Source organism: Pseudohongiella sp. O18, from assembly GCF_021729085.1.
GTDB lineage: Bacteria > Pseudomonadota > Gammaproteobacteria > Pseudomonadales > Pseudohongiellaceae > Pseudohongiella.
Genome location: NZ_JAJSAR010000002.1, coordinates 1,356,959 through 1,379,444, shown reverse-complemented (window position 1 = coordinate 1,379,444; position 22,486 = coordinate 1,356,959). Strand labels below are relative to the sequence as shown.

The following is a 22,486-nucleotide window of genomic DNA, read 5'->3' as shown; positions in this document are numbered from 1 at the left end:
TTCAGTCAGGTAGTGTTCGAATATGGCTCAGTTGACGCGGGCTACGGCCATATCACACATGGTGAGCATGGCGTCACGATAGTCGGACGCTGGCAGCACGGACAGTTGTGCACGTGCCAGATCGGCCTGCTCATTGGCTAGCCGGCGGGTATATTCCAGAGCACCGCTTTGCTGGATGATGCCGATGACCTCTGTCAGATGCTCACTGCCACCGCTCTGCACCGCCTGGCTCAACAAAGCCTTCTGATCCTCGGAGCAGTGTTGCATGGCGTGGATCAGTGGCAGGGTTGGCTTGCCTTCCGCCAGGTCGTCGCCGACATTCTTTCCCAGATCCTCTGCGTTACCATCATAGTCCAGTGCATCGTCGACAAGCTGGAAGGCCAGTCCGAGGTGCAGGCCGGCACTCTTCAGTGCCTGACAGCTTGCTTCCGGCGCATCGGCGATCAGTGCGCCGCAGTGCGCCGCCGCTTCGAACAGCACAGCTGTTTTATCGCGGATCACCCGCATGTAGTCTTCTTCGGAGGTTTCAATGCGGTGCTTGTTCAGAAGCTGCATGACCTCGCCTTCCGCAATGGTGTTGGTCGTATCGGCAATCACCTGCATGATCTGGTGGTGGCCGAGAGCAACCAGGACCTGAAAAGCGCGCGAATAAATGAAATCACCGACCAGCACGCTGGACGGGTTGTTCCATTGTTCATTGGCGGTCGGGCGACCACGACGCATGGCGGACATGTCCACCACATCATCGTGCAGCAGGGTGGCTGTGTGAATGAACTCTATGACGGCGGCCAGCTTCACCGGGCGGTCGTCCTGGGCTCCACAGGCCCGCGCTGCCAGTAAGACCAGCAGCGGGCGCATACGTTTGCCGCCGGCGCCTATAATGTAGTGGCCAATGTTCTCTACCAGGTCTACCCGGGAGTGCAGTTGTTCGACAATGAACGCATTGACGGCGTCAAAATCGTCTGCCACAGTTGCGCGAATCTGATTGTGCATGGGTATGTTGCTTTTGAATTGCCTTGCTGTTGAAGTGCCGGGATGCGCCGCAATGCTAGGGGGGCTGCCATGCGGTGTCAAGCAACTGCAGTGGACAAAAGCGGATTGACGCGCCTCAATCCCATAAAGCTGCAATTAATGCGGCACAAACACTTGCTTGCAATCTCCTATTCTCGTAAAATGCCCGCCCTTAAAGCATCAGGCCTGAAGTTTCTGCCGGGCCCGGCGTGACCAAATTCTGGAGTTAATTATGTACGCGGTTATTGAGAGTGGTGGCAAGCAGCATCGAGTCGTTGAGGGCGAAACGCTGAAGCTGGAAAAAATTGAAGTGGCAACCGGCGAATCAATCGACTTTGATAAAGTGCTGATGGTGGGTGAAGGCGAATCTGTAAAGATCGGCGCTCCCTACGTTGAAGGCAGCAAGGTTACTGCGGAAGTCGTCGCTCAGGGCCGCGCCAAGAAAGTGACCATCATCAAGTTCAATCGTCGTAAGCACTACCGTAAGCGTCAGGGCCACCGTCAGTGGTTTACGGAAGTTCGTATTACAGGTATCAAGGCCTGATTGGGCCGGGAGTAGAAAATGGCACATAAAAAAGCAGGCGGCAGTACCAGTAACGGTCGCGATTCCATTTCCAAACGCCTGGGCGTCAAAAAGTTCGGCGGTGAACACGTTCTGGCTGGAAACATCATCGTGCGTCAGCGCGGTACACGTTTCCATGCTGGCAAAAACGTAGGCATTGGCAAGGACCACACTCTGTTCGCAACAGCGGAAGGCAAAGTGCAGTTCGAAGTCAAAGGCTCGCGCAGCCGGAAGTTTGTCAGCATCGTCACTGCCTGATAGGCAGTCCTCATGCTACGCTGCCAGTCGGGCGGTGTAGCAGAGGTTTAGCAAGACCAGTGGCATGATGCGTCACGGATAAAAGCCCTGTCACTCGACAGGGCTTTTTTATATGGGTAGATTTTTCCCCACAAGCGAATGGGACAGGAAAACACGTGAAGTTTGTTGATGAAGCCGAGATAACCGTTGAAGCCGGCAAGGGTGGCAACGGCTGCATGAGTTTCCGTCGAGAAAAATTCATCCCCAAGGGTGGTCCCGATGGTGGAGATGGCGGGAATGGTGGCAGTGTCTACCTGGTTGGCGACGCCAATCTCAACACACTGGTCGACTTTCGCTACCAGCGGCGCTACAAGGCCGAGTCAGGACAGCAGGGCATGGGCAGTAATTGCACCGGTAAGGCGGGTGAAGACCTGTATGTGCGGGTGCCAGTCGGCACCTCGGTAGTCGACAAGCATACCGAAGAGCTTATTGCTGACATCGCTGAAGCCGGCCAGACCGTTATGGTCGCCAAGGGTGGTTTTCACGGCCTGGGTAATACCCGGTTCAAATCCAGCACCAATCGTTCCCCTACCAAGGCAACCAAAGGCACCGAAGGCGAGCTGAGAACGCTGCAGTTGCAGTTGAAGGTTATCGCCGATGTCGGGCTGCTGGGGATGCCAAATGCCGGTAAATCGACATTGCTGCGCGCGGTATCAGCTGCGCGCCCCAAGGTTGCCAATTATCCGTTCACGACTCTGGTTCCCGGGCTTGGTGTTGTTCGCATCGAGCTGGAGCGCAGCTTCGTTATGGCAGATATCCCTGGCTTGATTGAGGGGGCTTCCGAAGGTGCAGGGCTGGGTATTCGATTCCTCAAACATCTGGCGCGCACCCGCGTTCTGTTGCATATGGTTGACGCTGCGCCGCTCGACGATTCGGATCCGGTTGAGCAGGCGCGTGCGATTGTTGACGAGCTGGCCAGTTTCAGCCCGACACTTGCCAGCAAAGAGCGCTGGCTGGTGCTCAATAAAACTGACCTGGTGGCAGAAGAGGATATTCTGGCGTTACAGCAAAGATTTATCGATGAGCTGGGCTGGGATCTGCCTGTCTACCGTATCGCCGCAATCAGCGGCACTGGCTGTCAGAAGCTGTGTCATGACATCATGCTTTCCGTCGAAAAACACCGCGAACTGATGCAGGGCGACGAAAGTTATCGAGAGCAGCAGGAAGAGCGCGATCGCGCCATGGAGCTGGAAATTCGTCAGAGCGTCGAGCGGGCTCGCGCGCAGCATGCGGCAGCACGTCAAAGTGCTGAAGACGATTTCGACGATTTTGATGATTATGACGACTGACGTGAATGAGTATGCAGCAATCTGAATCGATGGTTTCGCGCCGCTGGGTTGTCAAAATTGGCAGCTCCCTGATTACCAATAATGGCACTGGCCTCGACCGCAAGGCCATAGGTGAGTGGGTTGCCCAGTTGGTGGGGCTGCAGAAGCAGGGAATAGAGGTTGTGCTGGTATCTTCCGGCGCCGTGGCAGAAGGTGTTGCCAGACTGGGGCTGAAATCACGTCCCAAGGAAGTTCATCTGCAGCAGGCAGCCGCTGCTGTCGGCCAGATGGGGCTGATCCAGACCTATGAAACCAGCTTTCAGCAGTATGGAGTCCACACGGCCCAGGTACTGCTCACTCATGATGACCTTGCTCATCGACGTCGTTACCTGAATGCCCGAAGCACATTGACCGGCCTGGTCGAAATGGGTGTGGTGCCTGTCATCAATGAAAATGACACGGTTGCGACCGCTGAACTGTGTTTCGGTGACAATGACTCGCTTGGCGCTCTGGTTTCAAACCTGCTGGGTGCAGATACGCTGGTTATCCTGACCGATCAGAAAGGCCTGTATGAGGCCGATCCGCGCACTCAGCCAGATGCCCCTTTGGTCACCGAGGCCATGGCTGATGACCGTCGCCTGCTGGCCATGGCTGGAGGCAGTGGCAGTCTTGGTCGTGGTGGCATGGCCACAAAAATCACTGCGGCCAGACTGGCCGCGCGCTCCGGAGCACGCACCATTATCGCCTCTGGGCGGGAAGACGACGTTTTATTGCGCCTGGCGGCCGGTGAGTCGATTGGTACGCTATTGTTGCCTAAAAAGCAGCCCATGGCCGCGCGCAAGCAATGGCTAGCAGGACAACTGAAAGTAAAAGGTCAGCTGACCGTTGATGCTGGTGCCGAAAAAGTTTTACGGGAGTCAGGTCGCAGTCTGCTGCCAGTTGGTGTGGTTGCGGTGCTGGGGCACTTTGACCGCGGTGAGGTGGTCGCCTGTGTCAATGAGACTGGTCAAGAGATCGCGCGCGGGCTGGTTAACTACAACAGCCGCGAAGCCGAACAGCTGGCGCGTCAGCCGAGCCGTATGATCGAGACCTTATTGGGGTATGCCGGGGATCCCGAGATGATCCATCGGGATAACATGGTCATCACAGACAACTGACAGACAAGACACGGTCTGAATATAAAACGAAATCGGGACGCTGCCGGATACTCTATATTGAGTGCCGGAGGCGTCCCCGATGCTGTTCTGCAAAGCTGGTTTTTAAGCTTTCAGAGCCAGGATGGCAGAGTTCAGACGGCTCTTGTGACGAGCAGCCTTATTCTTGTGGATGATACCTTTATCGGCCATGCGGTCGATGACAGGCACAGCCTTGTTGTATGCGGCTGTGGCGTTGTCATAGTTGCCTTCCTGGATGGCAGCAACTACTTTTTTGATGTAGGTGCGAACCATGGAACGGAAACTGGCGTTGTGACGGCGTGCGGTTTCATTTTGCCGCGCGCGTTTACGGGCTTGTGCAGTGTTGGCCAACTGATGCTCCTTACGATACTGTCAACGTGTGGCAAAATTCAAGACGCGGTACTATGCCGATTCAGCTTCCGATTGTCAAGGCCGAATTCACGCTTATCAGGCTGGTCTCATATGTTAAGCTACCAGACAAGGTGTGTGATTTCACAGAACCCATGACCCAAGGAGTATGATTCATGAGTAAAATTGATATCGGAATCAAACAGGCTGACAGAGAGAGTATTGCAGACGGTCTCAAACGCCTGCTGGCCGACTCATATACCCTTTATCTGCAGACACACAACTTCCACTGGAACGTGGAAGGACCGTCGTTTCGTGAGCTGCACCTGATGTTCGAAGAACACTATGTGGAGCTGGCGCAGGCGGTAGATGATATTGCCGAGCGTATTCGCACGCTCGATGTACCCGCGCCAGGTACGTATAAAGAGTTTGCCCGTCTGAGTTCTATCAAGGAAGTCGACGGTGTTCCGTCAGCCAAGGAGATGGTTGATCTGCTGACCAAAGGACATGAGCAGGTCGTTAAAACCTGTCGGGAAGTCGTCAAGCTGGCGCAGCAGGGCGATGACGAGTCATCCGCGGCTCTCGCGTCCGACCGTATGCGCATTCACGAAAAAACTGCGTGGATGCTGCGCGCTCTCAATAAGTAAGCAGGCATTTGTTCTGCGGCGTATGGTACCTGTTCAGAAGAACAGGTACCAGGCCAGATAAACCAGCGCAAAGCCCGTCAGATACACCATACCCACCCAGGCCAGTACATTCATACCGCTGGAAATTTGATTCCGTCTCACCAGACTGAAGTTCAACCAGGCAAAGAAAGGCGTAGTCAGAAAGGCCAGTGTCATTGCAAAGGTGAGCATGGGGCTCAGCGCAGTCTGAAAAAACAGAATGATGGCCATGCCTGCGGCGGACTGTCCAACAATCCAGGCGCTCAACGGCCAGCGAGGTCGATCTTTGTCTTTGCGACTGAGCAGGTAAAATGACTCGTTCAGTGTGCGGGCATAACCATCCAGCACCGCCAGCGTGGTACCAAACATGCACATGAACGCGATGAAGGCGATAAACAGCCGTGCCCAGTCCCCGATGGTTGCCGAGTACATAGCCACCAGCTGCTGCGCGAACGCCGCTCCGGCCATCTGAATTTCCTGCTCGGTGCCGTGTTGCAGCAGTGCTCCCAGCGCCAGGAAAACCACAGCCAGCACTATGGCAACCGCATATCCCAGGTTAAAGTCAAAGAGTCCGTCGCTCAGGCTGACTTTAGCCAGCCGTTGCTTGGAACGCAGCCACATCGAATTGATCGCCGAGAGCTCGATGGGTACCGGCATCCAGCCCATGGTGGCAACAATAAATGCCAGTGCCGACAGCTGCCACGGTGATGGGCTGACATAATCTGGCGGCGCCATAGGTCCGTTCTGCCAGGCAATCGCCAGTGCCACGAAGGTACAGACGGTGAGAACCAGCATCAGCACACGTGAGAGCCCATCCAGCACCCGGTAATGACCCGCCAGCAGGATCAACAGGCAGATCGCCAGCAACAGCAGACAGAGCAGCGTCAGCGACAGATTGCCCGGAATGAAATATTGCAGCAGGCTGGCCGTCAACAGCAGGACACCGGCGGTATTGACCACGGCCGCCAGCAGGTTCAGCAAGGTGAAGGCGATCAGCCAGCCACGACCCTTGCGCAGGTATCCTTCCACCAGGCTTTCGTCATTCAGCAGGGTGTATTGGACTCCAAAGCGGAAGAAAGGATATTTGAGAATGTTGACGGCAACAATCAGCCACAATAGCTGCCAGCCAAACAGCGCGCCAGACTGGGTTGAGGCGACCAGATGTGAAGCACCAACCGCGGCCGCCGCCATCACCAGCCCTGGTCCGGTTGCACGCCAGCGTTCCAGTATTCGAGATGTATCCATAGTTATTGTTCTTTAATGTTTCCAAGTCGTCATGTTCAGCGCAGATCGTGGGTGCGCCGGAGTGTCCGGCAGTGCGATAATGCGCCAGACGCAGCATAATGGAATGCCGAGCGCCGGTACAGACCTAACAGGAACCAGTAAGCTTTGACTGAACAACCGCCGTCCCAGTCGCAGGGGACCTCACCGCCGAAGAAGCGCGGACTGCTGCGCTCAAGCGCCGTCACCGGCAGTATGACCTTTGTCTCCAGAATTCTGGGGCTGGTGCGTGACGTGGTGCTGGCCCGTGCATTTGGCCCCGGCGATGGCGCTGATGCCTTCTTTCTGGCCTTCAAGATTCCCAACTTTCTGCGACGGCTTTTTGCCGAGGGTGCTTTCAATCAGGCTTTTGTGCCGGTGTTGTCGGAGTATCGCAATCAGCGATCACGTGAAGAGATTCGGGAACTGATTGATGCCGTCGCGGGTTATCTGGGCACGGTACTGCTGCTGATCACAGTCGCCGTGGTGGCGGCTGCTCCCTTCGTTGCCTGGCCAATAGCCTACGGGTTTACCTCTGATCCCGAAAAATTTGATCTGTTTGTGCACATGCTGCGCATCAACTTTCCCTATCTGCTGCTGATATCTCTGACGGCATTTTGTGGCGCAATACTTAACAGCTACGACCGTTTCGCTGTGCCAGCTCTGACGCCAGCGCTGTTGAATCTTTCCCTGATTGGCTCGGCACTGCTGCTGAGCCCCTATTTTGCCCAGCCGGAAGTTGCGCTGGCATGGGGGGTGCTGCTCGCAGGTATCAGTCAGCTGCTGTTCCAGTTGCCATTCCTGGTAAGAATGCAGTTGATGCCGCGCCCCCGCCTGATCCGTCACCACGAGGGCGTGAGCCGGATCGTCAAACTGATGATACCCGCCATGTTTGGCGTGTCAGTCAGCCAGATCAATCTTCTGTTCGACACATTCATAGCCTCCTTGCTGGTGGCCGGCAGTGTCTCCTGGCTGTATTTTTCCGAGCGCCTGATGGACCTGCCGTTGGGCATATTTGCGGTGGCAGTGGCGACAGTTGTGTTGCCCAGCCTGTCCCGCCGACATGCTGATCGTTCTGTTGAGGATTTTGCGGCTTTGCTGGACTGGGCATTTCGCCTGATTCTGCTGATCGCAGTACCGGCCAGTCTGGCGCTGGTTCTGTTGGCAGAACCGATCATCATCACCCTGTTTGGCAGTGATAACTTTAATACCAATGACGTCATCCAGGTGACCAGTAGTCTGCAGGCCTACTCATTGGGACTGGTCGCCTTCATGGCTATCAAAGTATTTGCGCCGGGATTTTACTCCCGCCAGGATACCCGCACACCAGTGCGAATCGGCATTGTTGCGATGGTCGTTAACATGGTGCTGAATGTCATTTTGGTGTTCGTCTTTGATATGGCCCACACAGGTCTGGCGCTGGCGACATCCCTGGCTGCTTTTCTCAATGCCGGACTGCTTCTGGCAGGCTTGCGCAAAGAGGGGGTGTTCCAGTTCCAGGCAGGGTGGCTGGTCTTTGCGCTGCGCGTAGCGTTTGCCAACACAATGATGTGCCTGTTTCTGGTCTGGCTGGCGGGTGACTGGCAGCAGTGGCTTGTGTGGAGCACCTGGCACCAGGCGGGCGTGATGGCCTTATTGTGTTTTGGCGGCATGGCGTTATACGCACTGATGTTGTTTATGACCGGGATGCGCGTGGCGCATTTTCGTCGTCACGCCTGATTCACGCGCTTGAAACAGGCCCCACCTGCCTTCATTATTGGCAAAAGACAACTATTTGCTTGAGAGTCCAACATGTCCAAATCCGCAATTCAGGTCGAAAATCTGCATATCATTGCCAGCGAGGAGCTGCCGACGCCAGCGCAGTTGAAGAAAGAAATGCCACTGCAGGGCAGGGCGCTCGATACGGTGCTGTACGGGCACAAGAGCGTCAAGGATATTCTGGACGGCAACGACCAGCGATTGCTGGTGATTGTTGGCCCCTGCTCAATTCATGACACTAAGGTGGCGATGGACTATGCGAGACTTCTCAAGCCACTCGCCGAAGAACTGAAAGACACACTGATGATTGTGATGCGCGTCTACTTCGAAAAGCCGCGCACAACCGTGGGCTGGGAAGGTCTGATTTACGATCCCTATCTTGATGGCAGTCATCGCATCGAGCATGGTTTGCGCATCGGTCGACAATTGATGCTGGATATCAATGAACTGGGACTGCCTATTGGTGTTGAAGCGCTTGATCTGATCTCCCCGCAGTATCTGCAGGATCTGGTGAGCTGGACAGCCATTGGCGCCCGTACCACAGAATCGCCCACTCATCGCAAGCTCTCCAGTGGTATCTCCTCAGCCGTGGGTTTCAAAAATAACGTTGATGGTGGTCTGACTGTTGCCGTGAACGCCATTCGCGCAGCGTCTGCCATCAACACGTTTATCAGCGTTACTGATGAAGGCAAGGTGGCGGCGTTTCGGACCTCAGGCAACCCGCATTGTCATGTCATACTTCGTGGTGGCAAGCAGCCCAACTACCAGGCTGAGCATGTGCAGGCCTGTGAGCAGGAGCTACGCAAGGCTGCGATCAGAGAAAACATCATGATTGACTGCAGTCACGGAAATTCCAGCAAACAGCATGAGCGTCAGGTGTCGGTGCTGGAGGATGTAACGAAGCAGATCGTGGATGGTAACCAGTCCATTATCGGTGTGATGCTGGAAAGTCATATTCACGCAGGTAATCAGCCCATTCCCGATGATCTGGAAGAAATACGCTACGGCGTTTCAATCACCGATGCCTGTATCGACTGGCCAGCAACGGAAGCTGCCTTGCGTAATCTGGCGGCAGCGCTGAAACCCGTATTGCCAGGGCGTCGATAACCGGCCCTGGCAAACAGTTCCTGACGCATCCCGGATTCAGCCAATTGCATTTCCCAGCAGCGTGGAAATGGTAATAAGCATCACCGCGACCAGTGCGATAGTACCAATAGCGATGCCCATGTTGCGCAATACAATCTTGTCTTCCATTTTTTAACTCCGGTTAATTGCCTGTCGGTGATGTCATATTGATACCACCGAGGACTGCCGGAATTGATCTGGATCAACGAGTTCAGCAACAGATTTGCAGGAACGCTGCAAAAATTGATCGACCTCAAGCTTTTCACTATGATGAAGTTACACCTCAAAGGGTGGACACTTAAAAAAGGAGAGCAGACATGGCTGGATACAAGAAAGTACTGATTGCCGTCGATGGTTCCGATGAATCAGCCAGGATCGTGGACAAAGGCCTGGCTATTGCTGCCGACAGTAATGCGCAGGTCGATGTTGTAATGGTATTCGAGCCCCTGCTGGGCAGCTACTCATTCGAATTGAACATGGCAGACTTCGAAAAAGTCCAGCAGGACCACCAGGCTCAGGTGGCTGAGAAAATGACTGCCGAGCTGGCTGTTCGCTTTCCATCCGTCAAGGCAGATCACATACACTTTCTGCGAGGGAAACCAGCTACCGAAATCAAGGCGCTGGCTGAAAAGCTGGGCGTTGATCTGGTCGTAATTGGCACCCACGGCCAGAACCCGGTCAGGGCCATGCTGGGCTCAACCGCAAACGCCGTCCTGCACGGCACACCCTGCGATATCCTGACCGTCCGCGTCTAAACAGCCCAGCAGTCCTCGACTAAACAGTAAGTAGCTGCTGGATTGTGCTGGCTCGAACTTATCGAGTCAGCACCTCTGCGATGCCACGAGTCAGGTAGGCAAGATTGCTGTGGTTGATGCCAGCGATATTGATACGGCTGGAGTCCACCAGGTAAATACTGTAATCGTCAATCAGGCTGCGAACCTGCTCAACGCTCAGCCCCAAAAACGAGAACATGCCCTTTTCGCGTTCGATGAAACTGAAATCCCGGTCTACGCCCTCTGCAGTCAAAGCGTTGACCAACTCGGAGCGCAGCGCATTGATTCGCTCACGAACCTCTTTCAGTTCCAGGTCCCAGTCCTGTTTCAGGGCAGAGTCCTGCAGTATTGTTGTGACAACTGCTGCGCCATGGTCCGGTGGCATTGAGTAAATGCCGCGGGCGGTTGCCGCAATCTGGCTGGCAGCGGCGCGGGTGGCGTCGGCATTGTCTGTGATTACCGTCAAGGCACCGGTGCGCTCACGGTACAGGCCAAAGTTCTTTGAACAGGAGTTGACCACGATCAATTCCGGCAGCCGCTCAGCCATCAGCCGGACACCAAAACTATCGGCATCAATGCCGTCGCCAAGGCCCTGATAAGCCAGATCGATAAACGGTGTGAAGCCGTTCTTTTCTGCCAGATCGGTGACACTGCGCCACTGATCCTGATCCAGATCTGCCCCGCAGGGATTGTGGCAACAGCCATGTAACAATACCAGGTCGCCCGGGCCGGCTTTTTGCAGCGCCTGCATCATGTCGTCAAAGCGAATCGCGTGTTGCTGGTAATCGTAGTAGGGGTACTTCTCAATCTGCAGGCCGGCTTCGCCCAGCAGGGGAATGTGGTTGGCCCAGGTTGGATCGCTGACCAGGATATTGGCGCCAGGTTTAACCTTTTGAATGAACTCGGCACCAAGGCGCAGACCACCGCAGCCTCCCGGCGTCTGGAATGTCACGCGTCGAGCGCCCAGAGATTCGCGCAGGCTATCACCAAGCACCAGACCGGCGGTCAGGTGGTTAAATGCTTCCTGTCCAGCCGGGCCAACATAGGATTTGCTGTCCTGGGTTTCCAGCAGTTTCTGCTCCGCAGCCTTCACGGCACGCATCACCGGCGTGTTGCCGTTCTCGTCCTTGTAAACGCCTACACCCAGATCAATCTTGTGTGAATTGCTGTCAACGCGATAGGCGGCCAGCAGGCCAAGAATCGGATCTGCGGGCAGGCTTTTGGTGTTTTGGAACATGATGTGGTCCTTAGAACTGGCCGCGCAACTGTTGCGCCTTCAGGGTATTTTGGAGCAGGGATGCCCGGGTCATCGGGCCGACGCCACCGGGCACGGGAGTGATAAACGAGCATTTTTCACTGACCGAGGCGAAGTCGACATCGCCAGTCAGCCGGAAGCCGCGCGGGCGGGTTTCGTCTGGTACACGGGTTATGCCGACATCTATTACAACGGCGCCATCCTTGACCATGTCGCCAGTTACAAAATCCGGCTTGCCAATGGCGACAATCAGAATGTCAGCGCTACGGCATACCTCAACCATGTTCGGTGTGCGGCTGTGCACCAGTGTCACTGTGGAGTTACCCGGATTGCTGTTGCGCGACATCAGAATGGACATGGGGGTGCCAACGATATTGCTGCGACCGACCACCACGCAGTGCTTGCCACTGGTTTCGACCTTGTAGCGCTTGAGCAGCTCCATGATGCCATTGGGTGTCGCCGAGATAAACGTTGGCAGACTCAGGCACATACGACCCACACTGGCCGGAGAAAAGCCGTCTACGTCTTTGGCAGGGTCGATGGTCAAGGTGACGCGAGTCTCGTCGATATGGGCGGGCAGCGGTACCTGAACAATGAATCCATCGATGTCATCGTTCTCGTTCAATTTGGCGATCTCTGCCAGCAGAGCTGCTTCAGAGACATCTTCGGGCAAGCGAATCAGTGTGGAATCAAAGCCCACCTGTTCACAGTCCAGCACCTTGGCATTGACGTAGGTTTCGCTGGCGCCATCATTGCCGACCAGAATGGCCGCCAGGTGGGGCACTTTTCCACCCGCTGCCTTGATCTCGGCGACCTGCTGCGCGATCTCGGCTTTTATCTGCTCAGCTGTCTGTTTTCCGTCGAGTAATTGCATGATTCTGCCCCTGGCCGTTGACCCATCTTTGAAAGGTCGCAATATTAAACGAGCACTGCTTTCGTCTCAAGCTGGCAAGTGCCTGAATGCACTTACCATTTGCCGGTATTTGGCATGCTTTCCCAGGGCTCCGCCAAAGGCAGAGGCTCGCCTGCCTGCAAAAGCTCAATGGAGATGTTATCCGGTGATCGAATAAAGGCCATGCGGCCATCCCTTGGTGGACGGTTGATGGTGACACCCTGATCCATCAGTGACTGGCACAGCTCGTAGATGTTCTCTACCCGGTAGGCGAGATGGCCGAAGTTGCGACCCTCGCCATACTCCTCCGGATCCCAGTTCCAGGTCAGTTCGATCTGAGCATCTTCATCACCGGGTGCGGCCAGAAACACCAAGGTAAAGCGGCCTTTTTCATTGACCTTGCGTTGTATCTCACGCATGCCCAGTTTGTTGCAGTAAAAGTCCAGCGACTCATCCAGGTCGCTGACGCGGACCATGGTGTGCAGGTATTTCATAGTATCAACCTCAAACGTCTCGGTTTGCTTTGGTATCAGTCTGCTGCTGGTGTCAGGCGAAGCGGGACATATTCGCCAGACTGGCTCCAGTCCCCCTCAATCGCAAGTACTTCGGTGCCAGCATCATTCAGAACCAGGTTGCCATAGAATTCAACCTGAAGAGCTGGGACCCTAAGCGTAATATTGTTTCCGCGGGGCGAGAATGGATTAACCGGCACACCGGCCTGAAACTGCGAGGGGATGTCCAGGGCGCCGGTGTACTGGTCATCTGCCGAGGTGGTGATGGTCAGTATCAGCGGTATCGGCTGATAGCGCGCCGCAACAAGCTCTCCCTGCCAGCGGCCTTCCAGCGATGGCAGGCCTTCGTCAGCGATGCCAAGGCTGCTCAGGGTCAGCAATATCAATGCAGTCACGTGTCGGTGATATTTAAATGTGCGAGTCATGTCTTGCGTCCTGATTGACAACAGACCGCAAGCATAGCGTGCGACAAGGCATAAAAAAAGGCTGCGGTGGATGCCGCAGCCTTTTTGACAGGCCCCGATACACTTACTTTTTCAAGTACTCGTAAGTGATGTTGTAGGACTGGTTAACAGTGACTCCCGATGACGTGGTGGTTGCCTTGAACTGCGCACGGAAGAAGACACGGTTGTCGCCAACGCTGATTTCGCTGATCTGGAAGTCAGTAAACGTTGCAACATCCACGTTCTCGACTTCCTTAAAGGCATCCTTGACATCCTTCTCAAGTTCCTCGACCGTGGTTGAGTCAGGGGCTTCAATAGAGTCGATGGTCAGACCAAAATTTGATGATGTGGTAACACCAAACACGGTGGCACCAACAACACCGGAGATGGTCAGTTTGTAATCACCTGAGGGAATGTCAACTTTGGGTTCTTCAACCGGCGTCACAGGCTCACCAGTCACCGTAGAGATCAGTTGTGCACGTGTGTTAGCGACGGTACCGATTGTGACTGGCTGATTGCCAAATTCGCCGCCGAGCACATAAACAGTGCCGTTGCGTATGCCAATATAAGTGCCTGTTGAGGCATAGCTGCGGGCAATAAATCCGTCGATAATCTCAAAAGTGTTATCCACTTGGGCGTTCGGGAATAGCGATGCATAGGCCTGTTCAGCATATTTGAAGATATCGGCAATCGTGCTCATGTCGGGTGGTGTGCCACCCAGCATGGCGCAGCTGGTTTCGTTGCTGACTTTGGAACCACTCAGCTGACCCAGGAAAGCGTCAGAAGATGACATGACGTTGAGTTCGTTGAAGCTGCCGCTCTGAATGTTGGACAGGCGCAGTTTCAGACCCAGCGCTGCTGAGGTGTAGACAGCTTCTGCAGTGGAGTTGTCTGCCTGCACTGGATTAGAGAACAGGTACTCGGCGATGCAGATGGCGCCGCCCGGAGCGATGACCATGGTGGCCGTGGTGCCGTTGGTCAATGGCGCGCCCGGCTGTGCGGAGCCGAATGTGACATTGTAGGTGCCCTGCATGGACGCGGGGATAGTGGCAGCAGTCTGAGCCAAGGCGGCACTGCCACTAAGCAGCATGGCCGCGGCGACGAGAGATCGGTTGAACAGCTTCATTACGTTAACTCCAGAATTCCTAAGTGTAGTGACGACATAGCGTAAGGAATCGCACTGATTGCCGGCACCCCCTGAAAAGGGGGCGGAAAACGGGGTAAGTTTCATCGTCTGCAAAAAATGCTACTATTCGCGGCTGCCCCGAAAACGAGTAGATTTGAGCAAGATGAGCATAGATGACCGCCACAAATACGTATTGACAGTTTCCTGCCCCGAAGCCAATGGCATAGTGCGTGCCGTCAGTGATTTCCTCTATCAGCGGGGGGCAACAATCAGCGAGGCAGCACAGCATCGAGATCCTGTCATTGATCGCTTCTTCATGCGTGTTGAATTCGAAGAGGTCGAGGTAGATCTGCCGTCATCAGAAAAGCTTGATGAAGACTTTTCCGAGCTTGCCGCCCGGTTCGACATGCAATGGAGTTTTTTCGACCTCAGAAAGCGGCCCAGAGTCCTGCTGGCTGTTTCCCAGCACGGGCACTGCCTGATCGATATGCTGCATCGCTGGAGCAGCGGGGCACTACCGGCAGACGTGGTGGGTGTGGTATCCAATCACGATGACATGCGAGGCATCACCGAGTGGTATGGCCTTGATTATTATCACCTGCCTGTGACCGCTGAAACAAAGCAGCAGCAGGAAGCCGCGATTCTCGACATCATCCGCGACAAGTCGGTTGATCTGCTGGCGCTGGCGCGCTACATGCAGATTCTCTCACCAACCATGTGCGAGGCCATGGCTGGTCGGGCCATCAATATTCATCACTCGTTTTTGCCCGGATTTAAAGGTGCCAATCCATATCGTCAGGCTTATATGCGAGGCGTCAAGATAATCGGCGCGACGGCACACTACGTCACCACCGAACTGGATGAAGGTCCAATCATTGAACAGGCGGTTGAACGCATTGATCACAATTTCGACATTGATGAATTGATGCAGATCGGCAGGGATGCAGAGTGTGCGGCATTTGCCCGCGCAGTAAAGTGGCACTGCGAGCATCGCATTATCGTCAACGGCAACAAGACCGTCGTGTTCAAATAGGCAGCAGGCTTTCCAGGCTGGCAGGTTTAATGTCCGTCGGCCCGCATGGGCGCCGACAGCGGCAGAATAATTTCAAAGCAGCTGCCCGTTTCGCTGGGTATAAGGCAGATAGAGCCGCCCAGCAAATCTACAACTCGCGTGTAAGCGATATGAAGCCCCAGGCCGCTGCCAGCGGCTGCCTGCGTGGTGAAAAACGGCTCGAAAATGCGATTGTGCATTTCTGCAGGAATGCCGACACCATCGTCGGCAAAGCGCAGGCTCACTGACTGGCGTTGCAGCTCTGCGGACAGAGACAGGATGCCTTCAGCCTTGTGTCCGGGGGGATAGGCGTGGACCAATGCATTGCCTATCAAGGCACTGAGCACCTGATAAAGCGCGCCCGGATAGCTGTCCAGTATGATATTGCCCGGTACATCAAGCTGCAATTTAAGCTTATTGGTCTGCAGCCCCGGCCCCAGCGTTTCTGCCAGTTCCTCTATCGCTTCAAGCAGATTGAAACTGCGTCTTTGTTCAGTGCTCTGGTCACTGGCAATGCGCTGAAACCCATTCAGTATCACTATGGCCCGTCGCACATTCTGGTCAAGCGCGGTCAGTGCGCTGCCTGTTTTTGAGTCACCGGCCAGGCGCTGCTCCAGCTCTGTGACTGTTTCCCGTATCTGGTTGATCGGCCTGTCGAGTCCCTGGGTAACACCGCTGACCAGTTGTCCCAGGGCTGCCATTTTTTCTTTCTGCAACAACTGGTGCTGTGTCTGTCTGAGCTCTTCAGTACGCTGCGATATTTGCTGATTGACCACTGCTCTTTGCTGCAAAAGGGTGTAGAAAACCAGGCTTAAGAGCATACTTATCAATATACCGCCAAAGAGCACAAGATAAGCCTGGCTGATATCAATGTCAGGTGCCTGATCGGCGTCAAACAGCCATTCCAGTTGCCAGATATCCAGGCCGACTGGTACACGCACAGTATGTCGATTTTCAGCCTCGGTACTCAGCGGCGGCAGATTGGCGTGATTCACACCTGGCGTCAGTGGGTGGTAGATGTTGACGGTTGTGTGACCGTTCAGTACATCACTCATGACAATAGACAGCAGTCGACTGAAGTCCAGCAAAAGCATCAATACACCGCCAGTGTCGCCGTTGCTGGCAGTCAGCACCATTGGCAGATAGCTGTCGCCATCTTTCCGTATCGGAGCATGAATCACCACAGCGCCAGGCATCATCCTGGCTGCGTCGACAGCTGCCCGCAACTGCGTGTCCAGCGGGCTGCTGGCGCGAGTTGGCAGCAGTGCCAGCTCGCCGTTTGCCTGCTCGGCCAGATAGTCTCCGTTTTGGTTTGTGACGAATGCAACGGAATGGGCGATCTGGTTATCCGTTGTCTCTAGGATAAGTTCATGCGCAGCAACAAGTTCGCTTTGGGTAACGTCGTCGGAACCGGAGTAAAGGCTTGCGATGGCTATCAGTGGTTCGCGATTAGCGAGAATCCGGAATCTGAGTTCGGCACTCAGGCGTTCGGCATTGGTTACAGACTGCAGCTGCCAGAGACGCTGGTCGTTGGTGGATACCTGCCAGGCGGCCAGAGATGAAATCGCCAGCCCGGTGAGCAGGAGCACCGCGCAAAGGAAGAGGTTCCACAGATCGTATCTGGACATAAGTGCCTTGAAGACGTCAGCCCGGCCTTCCAATCTATACCAGTAGGGGCGAGGCTGGCAATTCCCGGATGGCAGCGAGTACACTGGTGACCACAGTTGGCGCCATACTGAGACAGGGATAACGATAGGATGTTGGTGACACTAGGGACATTGCTGGGCGGCCTGGGTATTTTCCTGTTGGCCGTGTCGATGATTACGGATGGTCTTAAGCTGGCGGCAGGACGGGCCTTGCGAGATATCCTGGCGCGTTCGACGCGGACACCAGTCAGAGGTATAGCATCGGGATTTCTGCTTACCAGTGTGGTGTTGTCATCCAGCGCAGTGACAATTGCCACCATAGGCTTTGTCAATGCCGGGCTGCTGGGTCTCAAACAGGCGATGAGCATTATTCTCGGGGCTACCATCGGAACCACCATGATGGGCTGGCTGGTGTCGATTGTTGGTTTTGATCTGAATATTGCCAGCTTTGCGCTGCCGATGGTGGGGCTGGGCATGATGATGCGCCTTTTTGGACCCAGCAGACGGCTGGGCGCAGTAGGGGAGGCGGTGGCAGGCTTCGGCCTGTTTTTTATCGGGGTCGATTTTCTGGGTGATGCTTTCGAAAATGTGTCGGCCAGCATCGACCTCGAGTCCCTGCGTCCCCAGGGACTGATGGGCATAGCAATGTTTGTGCTGATTGGGCTGGTAACCACCGTGCTGACACAATCCTCTGGCGCCGCAATTGCTCTGGCGCTGACAGCAATGGCAGGTGGTCTGATTCAGTTCCCGGAGGCGGCGGCCGCCACCATCGGGGCTACTGTGGGCACGACTTCCACTTCGGCGCTTGCGGTGATCGGCGCCACACCCAATGCGAAACGGGTTGCTGCCAGTCATGTGTTGATCAACAGCTTTAATGCCATGGTGGGACTGGCGTTGTTGCCACTGGCGATCATGGCGTTTAATTCAGGCGGCAGCCTGTCAGGCAACCCGGCCATGGCAGTTGCGCTGTTTCACACCGTATTCAATACCCTGGGCGTCATTCTGCAGCAACCCCTGAGTGGACGATTCAGTAACTGGCTGGCGAGACGTTTTACAAACTTTGTGGAACAACTCGGAAGGCCTCAGTATCTTGACCGAAACGTGATCGCTTCACCCAGCCTGGCCATGGACGCGTTTTTACTGGAACTGCAGCGTATGGCTGCCCTGACCCGACAACACGCGGCGATGGCAGCCAGTCATCAGGCCAAGGACCTGGAGTCGCTGCAGGACCAACATGACGGTCTGCGGCAGTTGGCCCAGGCCGTGGAGATGGCTGTGACACGGCTGGAAACTGACCGCCTGCATTCTGATATTGCGCGTCAGTTGCCGCAGGTGTTGCGCATTGCCGGATATATTGATGAAGCGGTGGCGCAGGCACAGGAAAACGTCGAGCACCATGAGGATGTAAAGGTTTTGCTGAAGGGCGTCATGCGTGACCAGGTGATCGACTATCAAAAGGCGGTCGTCGCCATGATTGAGTACTGTGATCCGCAACTGCCAGGTTTTGATGTCAGCGACATGGAAGCGCGTTATCAGTCGCTGCGCGAGCAGTGGCGGGCGCTCAAGACAGAGTTGCTGGAGGCTGGGGCCAATCGGCAACTTCCGGTTGCAAGTCTGAACCCTGCGATTGATAATCTGCGCATTCTGCTGCGAGTGGCCGAGCGTGTAACGCGCATTGCCAGCCGCATGCGGGAGCTGGCGCAGTCGCTGCCGGAGGTCCGTAAATCCGGCCGGGATGAAACGCAGCTTGCTGGTAGTGATCAGGCTGGAAAGTGATCGCTGCGTAACAATGCTGTCACATAATTGTCATAAGCAGTCGGTATAGTCCGAGACCGAAATTTGTTGGATTCGAATCCACAACGGAACGGAGAATTGACGCATGACCCCTCTGAAATTTGCCCCACTGAAAAAACTGTTTGCTGTTGTCGCATTTGCCGGTACCGCGACATTCTCAGCATCGCTGTTGGCCGACGTAGATCCTGCTCTGTCGGATTACGAACGCGCCTCAGGCGTGTCTGGCAATCTGTCGAGCATCGGTTCAGATACCCTGAACAACCTGATGACGCTGTGGGCAGAGGCTTTCAACACCTACTACCCTAATGTCAACGTGCAGATTCAGGGTGCCGGCTCTTCCACTGCGCCGCCCGCTCTGACACAGGGCACTGCCATGCTGGCGCCAATGAGCCGTGGTATGCGTCAGTCCGAGATTCAGGAGTTCGAAGCACAGCACGGCTATCGGCCGACAGAGTTGCCGGTTGCAGTCGACATGCTGGCGGTTTTTGTTAACCGGGATAACCCCATCGAATCATTGAGCCTGCCGCAGATCGACGCTATTTTCTCTGCGACCCGTCGTTGTGGCTTTGCTGAAGACATCACCCGTTGGGGACAACTGGGTCTGGGCGACGCCTGGGCGAACCGTGATTTTGCACTGTACAGCCGTAACGCGGTATCAGGCACCTACGGTTTCTTCAAGGACAACGCCATGTGCGGAGGTGACTTCAAGTCCAGCATCAATGAGCAGCCCGGTTCCTCATCTGTAGTGCAGGGTATCAGCGAATCTATCAACGGTATCGGTTACTCCGGCATCGGTTATCGTACCTCGGGTGTGCGCGCACTGCCGATAGCTGCAAGTCACGGTGGCCAGGCTTTTGAGCCGACGCCAGACAACGCCGCGACTGGTGATTACCCGCTGGCGCGCTACCTGTTTATCTACATCAACAAACACCCGAATCGCGAGCTGGATCCCCTGACCCGCGAGTTCATCAAGATGGTCTATAGCAAGCAAGGCCAGGAAATTGTTGATCGCGATGGCTTCGTGACACTGCCTGCCGCAGTAGCAGATCGTTACCTGGCTGAGCTGGGAATCGAATAAGACAGTTTTGTCATAAAACGGTCACAATACTGTCGTAGACTGCGCGCCGTTGAATAAATGCCTGGCTGAATCGTTCAGCCGGGCATTGCTTAAATAAGAATCAGAGCCTTTACAGACCACCTGCACAGGACCGCGTTCACTCATGTCTGACCTTGCCCCGGATATCCCAACTCCCGACAAACCCAGGGTCAGTCTGTTGCCCGGCGCGGAACAACGCCAGCGCATGCGTCAACGGCGTGCGCGTCGTGACAAGCTGTCCAAGTGGGGCATTACGGCCGCGGGTTATGGTGTCGTGCTGGCACTGGCTACCATCTTCATATACCTGTTTTACGAGGTGGCACCGATATTTCGCGGTGCCACCGTCGACGCAGGTGCTAGCTATCAACCTGCGGTATCCGAGGCTGAAACACGTCAGCTGTTGTTGGAGCGTTATCAAACCATGGGTGTGCAATACACCGATGATGCTGAAGTTGTCTTTTTCGATTCTGACACGGGTGCAACCCTTCAGCGTTTTGCCGTGCCATTGCCAGATGGCGCGCAGCCAACCAGCTTCTACGCTGCCGAGCCCATTTCCAATATGCATGCGTATGGTCTCAGCAACGGCCAGGCTCAGGTCGTTCAGCATCAGTTCGATATCAGTTTCCCGGTAGACGAGCGTGTTTTGACACCGCGGCTGGCCTACCCACTGGGACAGCAGCCCATTACGGTTGATACCGAAGGGCAGCCACTGGATCTGGTGGCCGTGGAAACCAACACGCGAGGCGTCACGGCCAGTGCGTTGGCTGCTTACACCCGTGACGGGCGCATGCTGCTCACCTCGGTGAGTTCCCGCAACAACCTGTTGACCGGACAGGTGCAGATATCGTCAGTGACCTATGAGTTGCCTGACCTGCCTGCAACGCCACAACAACTGCTGCTGGATAAGTCACTGCGCAATCTCTTTGTCATCGATACCACCGGTAGTGTTCACTACTATGATATTTCCACACCAACAGCGGCACGACTGGTGCAGACAGTTGATGCAGGAAACGGTGAGCGTATTACAGCGGCGGCATTTCTGGTTGGCACGGTGTCGCTGATTCTGGGTACCGAGAGCGGTGAATTGAGTCAATGGTTTCTGGTCCGCAATGAGCAGAACAATTTTCGGCTTGAAGAGATTCGGCGCTTTGACTCCCATGGAGCGGAAATTACCGCCATCGCCCCGGAACACACACGTAAGGGATTCATTGCTGTCGATCGTGCCGGCCAGATAGGCATTCACTACGGAACCTCGTCGCGAACATTGCTGCTCGACGAATTTTCAGATGTACCCCTGACTCATGTTGCTGTTTCCCAGATCAATCAGCGCGTTCTCTACATGGACGAGCAGGGCACGGTCACCGAAGCCGAGCTGTGGAACGAACATCCACAACTGTCCTGGGCAGCCATGTGGAACCGGGTCTGGTATGAGGGACGTGAAGATCCGGAGTTCATCTGGCAGTCGTCTTCTGGTTCTGATGAGTTCGAATCCAAGTTCAGTCTGGTGCCTTTGAGTCTTGGAACACTGAAGGCTGCATTCTACGCGATGCTGTTTGCCATGCCGCTGGGTATCGCAGGGGCCATCTATACCGCCTACTTCATGACGCCCAAGCTACGTGGAGTGGTCAAACCCAGTATTGAAATCATGGAAGCACTGCCCACCGTCATTTTGGGTTTTCTGGCTGGTTTGTGGCTGGCGCCATTTGTGGAAAGCAATCTGCCGGCTGTGTTCAGTATACTTTTCCTGATGCCGGTCATGTTGCTGGTTTTCGCCTACGCCTGGTCCAGATTGCCTGTCAACATCCGCAGTCGGGTTCCTGAAGGCTGGGAAGCAGCGCTGCTGGTGCCGGTTATCCTGATTTTTGGATACCTTTGTCTGGCTGCCAGCCCCTGGGTGGAAGTCTGGATGTTCGGCGGCAGCATGCGTCAGTGGTTTACCAATATTGGTATCAACTATGATCAGCGCAATGCTCTTATTGTGGGGATTGCCATGGGCTTTGCCGTCATCCCCACCATCTTTTCGATTGCTGAAGATGCTGTCTTTACAGTACCCAAGCACCTGACTCAGGGGTCTCTGGCGCTTGGAGCCACGCGTTGGCAGACTGTGGTCGGTGTCGTGCTGCCGACAGCCAGCCCCGGTATCTTTTCCGCCGTCATGATGGGTTTTGGCCGCGCTGTTGGTGAAACCATGATTGTGCTGATGGCAACCGGCAACAGCCCGGTGGTGAACTTCAATATCTTTGAAGGCATGCGCACACTGTCTGCCAATATAGCAGTGGAGCTTCCGGAAACCGCGGTGGGGTCCTCTCACTTCAGGGTGTTGTTCCTGGCAGCACTGGTTCTGCTGGCGCTTACCTTTGTAGTAAATACACTGGCAGAAATAATTCGACAGCGGCTGCGGCATCGTTACAGCAATCTGTAAGCGCGCG

The 22,486-nt window shown here is 55.2% G+C and carries 21 protein-coding genes; 12 read left to right on the top strand and 9 right to left on the bottom strand.

Annotation, left to right across the window (positions count from 1 at the left end; translation table 11 throughout):
• Positions 1–27: 27 nt before the first annotated feature.
• Positions 28–993, bottom strand: a complete 966-nt coding sequence (locus LVD14_RS13485; protein ID WP_237134577.1) for a polyprenyl synthetase family protein — start codon at positions 991–993, stop codon at positions 28–30.
• Between the two features lie 250 nt (positions 994–1,243).
• Between LVD14_RS13485 and rplU the strand changes: the two genes are divergently transcribed.
• The 4 genes from rplU to proB all read left to right on the top strand — a co-directional run bounded on the left by rplU (position 1,244) and on the right by proB (position 4,295).
• Positions 1,244–1,555, top strand: a complete 312-nt coding sequence (gene rplU, locus LVD14_RS13480; protein ID WP_237134576.1) for a 50S ribosomal protein L21 — start codon at positions 1,244–1,246, stop codon at positions 1,553–1,555.
• Between the two features lie 18 nt (positions 1,556–1,573).
• On the top strand, positions 1,574–1,831 hold the full coding sequence (gene rpmA, locus LVD14_RS13475; RefSeq protein WP_237134575.1) for a 50S ribosomal protein L27: 258 nt from the start codon (positions 1,574–1,576) through the stop codon (positions 1,829–1,831).
• 155 nt (positions 1,832–1,986) lie between these two features.
• A complete protein-coding gene (cgtA, locus tag LVD14_RS13470) occupies positions 1,987–3,159 on the top strand; it encodes an Obg family GTPase CgtA (protein WP_237134574.1) in 1,173 nt (390 codons plus the stop codon).
• Between the two features lie 11 nt (positions 3,160–3,170).
• Positions 3,171–4,295 carry a glutamate 5-kinase gene (gene proB / locus LVD14_RS13465; RefSeq protein ID WP_317622195.1) on the top strand — a complete coding sequence of 375 codons (1,125 nt, stop codon included), beginning with the start codon at positions 3,171–3,173 and terminating at the stop codon, positions 4,293–4,295.
• Positions 4,296–4,397: 102 nt separating this feature from the next.
• On the opposite strand, the gene rpsT is transcribed toward proB, so the two are convergent.
• Positions 4,398–4,664, bottom strand: a complete 267-nt coding sequence (gene rpsT, locus LVD14_RS13460; protein ID WP_237134572.1) for a 30S ribosomal protein S20 — start codon at positions 4,662–4,664, stop codon at positions 4,398–4,400.
• A gap of 173 nt (positions 4,665–4,837) precedes the next feature.
• Between rpsT and LVD14_RS13455 the strand changes: the two genes are divergently transcribed.
• A complete protein-coding gene (locus LVD14_RS13455) occupies positions 4,838–5,308 on the top strand; it encodes a Dps family protein (protein ID WP_237134571.1) in 471 nt (156 codons plus the stop codon).
• A 33-nt stretch (positions 5,309–5,341) separates the two neighbouring features.
• Here the strand turns inward: LVD14_RS13455 and LVD14_RS13450 are convergent, their stop codons facing one another.
• Positions 5,342–6,571, bottom strand: a complete 1,230-nt coding sequence (locus LVD14_RS13450) for an NRAMP family divalent metal transporter (RefSeq protein WP_237134570.1) — start codon at positions 6,569–6,571, stop codon at positions 5,342–5,344.
• A 144-nt stretch (positions 6,572–6,715) separates the two neighbouring features.
• Here LVD14_RS13450 and murJ point away from each other — a divergent pair, with 144 nt between their 5' ends.
• The 3 genes from murJ (at position 6,716) to LVD14_RS13435 (ending at position 10,224) form a co-directional block, all read left to right on the top strand.
• Complete coding sequence (gene murJ / locus LVD14_RS13445) at positions 6,716–8,305, top strand: murein biosynthesis integral membrane protein MurJ (RefSeq protein WP_272907285.1); 1,590 nt, start codon at positions 6,716–6,718, stop codon at positions 8,303–8,305.
• Positions 8,306–8,377: 72 nt separating this feature from the next.
• Complete coding sequence (locus LVD14_RS13440) at positions 8,378–9,451, top strand: 3-deoxy-7-phosphoheptulonate synthase (protein ID WP_237134569.1); 1,074 nt, start codon at positions 8,378–8,380, stop codon at positions 9,449–9,451.
• 335 nt (positions 9,452–9,786) lie between these two features.
• Positions 9,787–10,224, top strand: coding sequence for a universal stress protein (locus LVD14_RS13435; RefSeq protein ID WP_237134568.1), 438 nt, complete (start codon positions 9,787–9,789; stop codon positions 10,222–10,224).
• Between the two features lie 58 nt (positions 10,225–10,282).
• Here the strand turns inward: LVD14_RS13435 and LVD14_RS13430 are convergent, their stop codons facing one another.
• The 5 genes from LVD14_RS13430 to LVD14_RS13410 form a co-directional block, all read right to left on the bottom strand.
• Positions 10,283–11,479, bottom strand: a complete 1,197-nt coding sequence (locus tag LVD14_RS13430; RefSeq protein WP_237134567.1) for an aromatic amino acid transaminase — start codon at positions 11,477–11,479, stop codon at positions 10,283–10,285.
• Between the two features lie 10 nt (positions 11,480–11,489).
• Positions 11,490–12,371: a bifunctional 5,10-methylenetetrahydrofolate dehydrogenase/5,10-methenyltetrahydrofolate cyclohydrolase gene (locus LVD14_RS13425; RefSeq protein ID WP_237134566.1), complete on the bottom strand. Its 882-nt coding sequence runs from the start codon at positions 12,369–12,371 to the stop codon at positions 11,490–11,492.
• A gap of 92 nt (positions 12,372–12,463) precedes the next feature.
• Positions 12,464–12,883, bottom strand: coding sequence for a VOC family protein (locus LVD14_RS13420; protein ID WP_237134565.1), 420 nt, complete (start codon positions 12,881–12,883; stop codon positions 12,464–12,466).
• Between the two features lie 35 nt (positions 12,884–12,918).
• Complete coding sequence (locus LVD14_RS13415) at positions 12,919–13,326, bottom strand: hypothetical protein (RefSeq protein WP_237134564.1); 408 nt, start codon at positions 13,324–13,326, stop codon at positions 12,919–12,921.
• Between the two features lie 103 nt (positions 13,327–13,429).
• Positions 13,430–14,470, bottom strand: coding sequence for a hypothetical protein (locus tag LVD14_RS13410; RefSeq protein ID WP_237134563.1), 1,041 nt, complete (start codon positions 14,468–14,470; stop codon positions 13,430–13,432).
• A gap of 163 nt (positions 14,471–14,633) precedes the next feature.
• On the opposite strand from LVD14_RS13410, the gene purU reads away from it, so the two are divergent.
• Positions 14,634–15,503 (top strand): formyltetrahydrofolate deformylase, encoded by an 870-nt coding sequence (gene purU / locus LVD14_RS13405; protein WP_237134562.1) that lies wholly within the window; start codon positions 14,634–14,636, stop codon positions 15,501–15,503.
• 26 nt (positions 15,504–15,529) lie between these two features.
• Here purU and LVD14_RS13400 read toward each other — a convergent pair whose 3' ends face one another.
• Positions 15,530–17,149 carry a sensor histidine kinase gene (locus tag LVD14_RS13400; RefSeq protein ID WP_237134561.1) on the bottom strand — a complete coding sequence of 540 codons (1,620 nt, stop codon included), beginning with the start codon at positions 17,147–17,149 and terminating at the stop codon, positions 15,530–15,532.
• Positions 17,150–17,278: 129 nt separating this feature from the next.
• Here LVD14_RS13400 and LVD14_RS13395 point away from each other — a divergent pair, with 129 nt between their 5' ends.
• The 3 genes from LVD14_RS13395 to LVD14_RS13385 all read left to right on the top strand — a co-directional run bounded on the left by LVD14_RS13395 (position 17,279) and on the right by LVD14_RS13385 (position 22,479).
• A complete protein-coding gene (locus tag LVD14_RS13395; protein WP_237134560.1) occupies positions 17,279–18,943 on the top strand; it encodes a Na/Pi cotransporter family protein in 1,665 nt (554 codons plus the stop codon).
• 103 nt (positions 18,944–19,046) lie between these two features.
• Entirely contained in the window at positions 19,047–20,039 is a 993-nt protein-coding gene (locus tag LVD14_RS13390) for a PstS family phosphate ABC transporter substrate-binding protein (RefSeq protein ID WP_237134559.1), read from the top strand.
• Positions 20,040–20,181: 142 nt separating this feature from the next.
• On the top strand, positions 20,182–22,479 hold the full coding sequence (locus LVD14_RS13385; protein WP_237134558.1) for an ABC transporter permease subunit: 2,298 nt from the start codon (positions 20,182–20,184) through the stop codon (positions 22,477–22,479).
• The last annotated feature ends 7 nt before the right edge of the window (positions 22,480–22,486 follow it).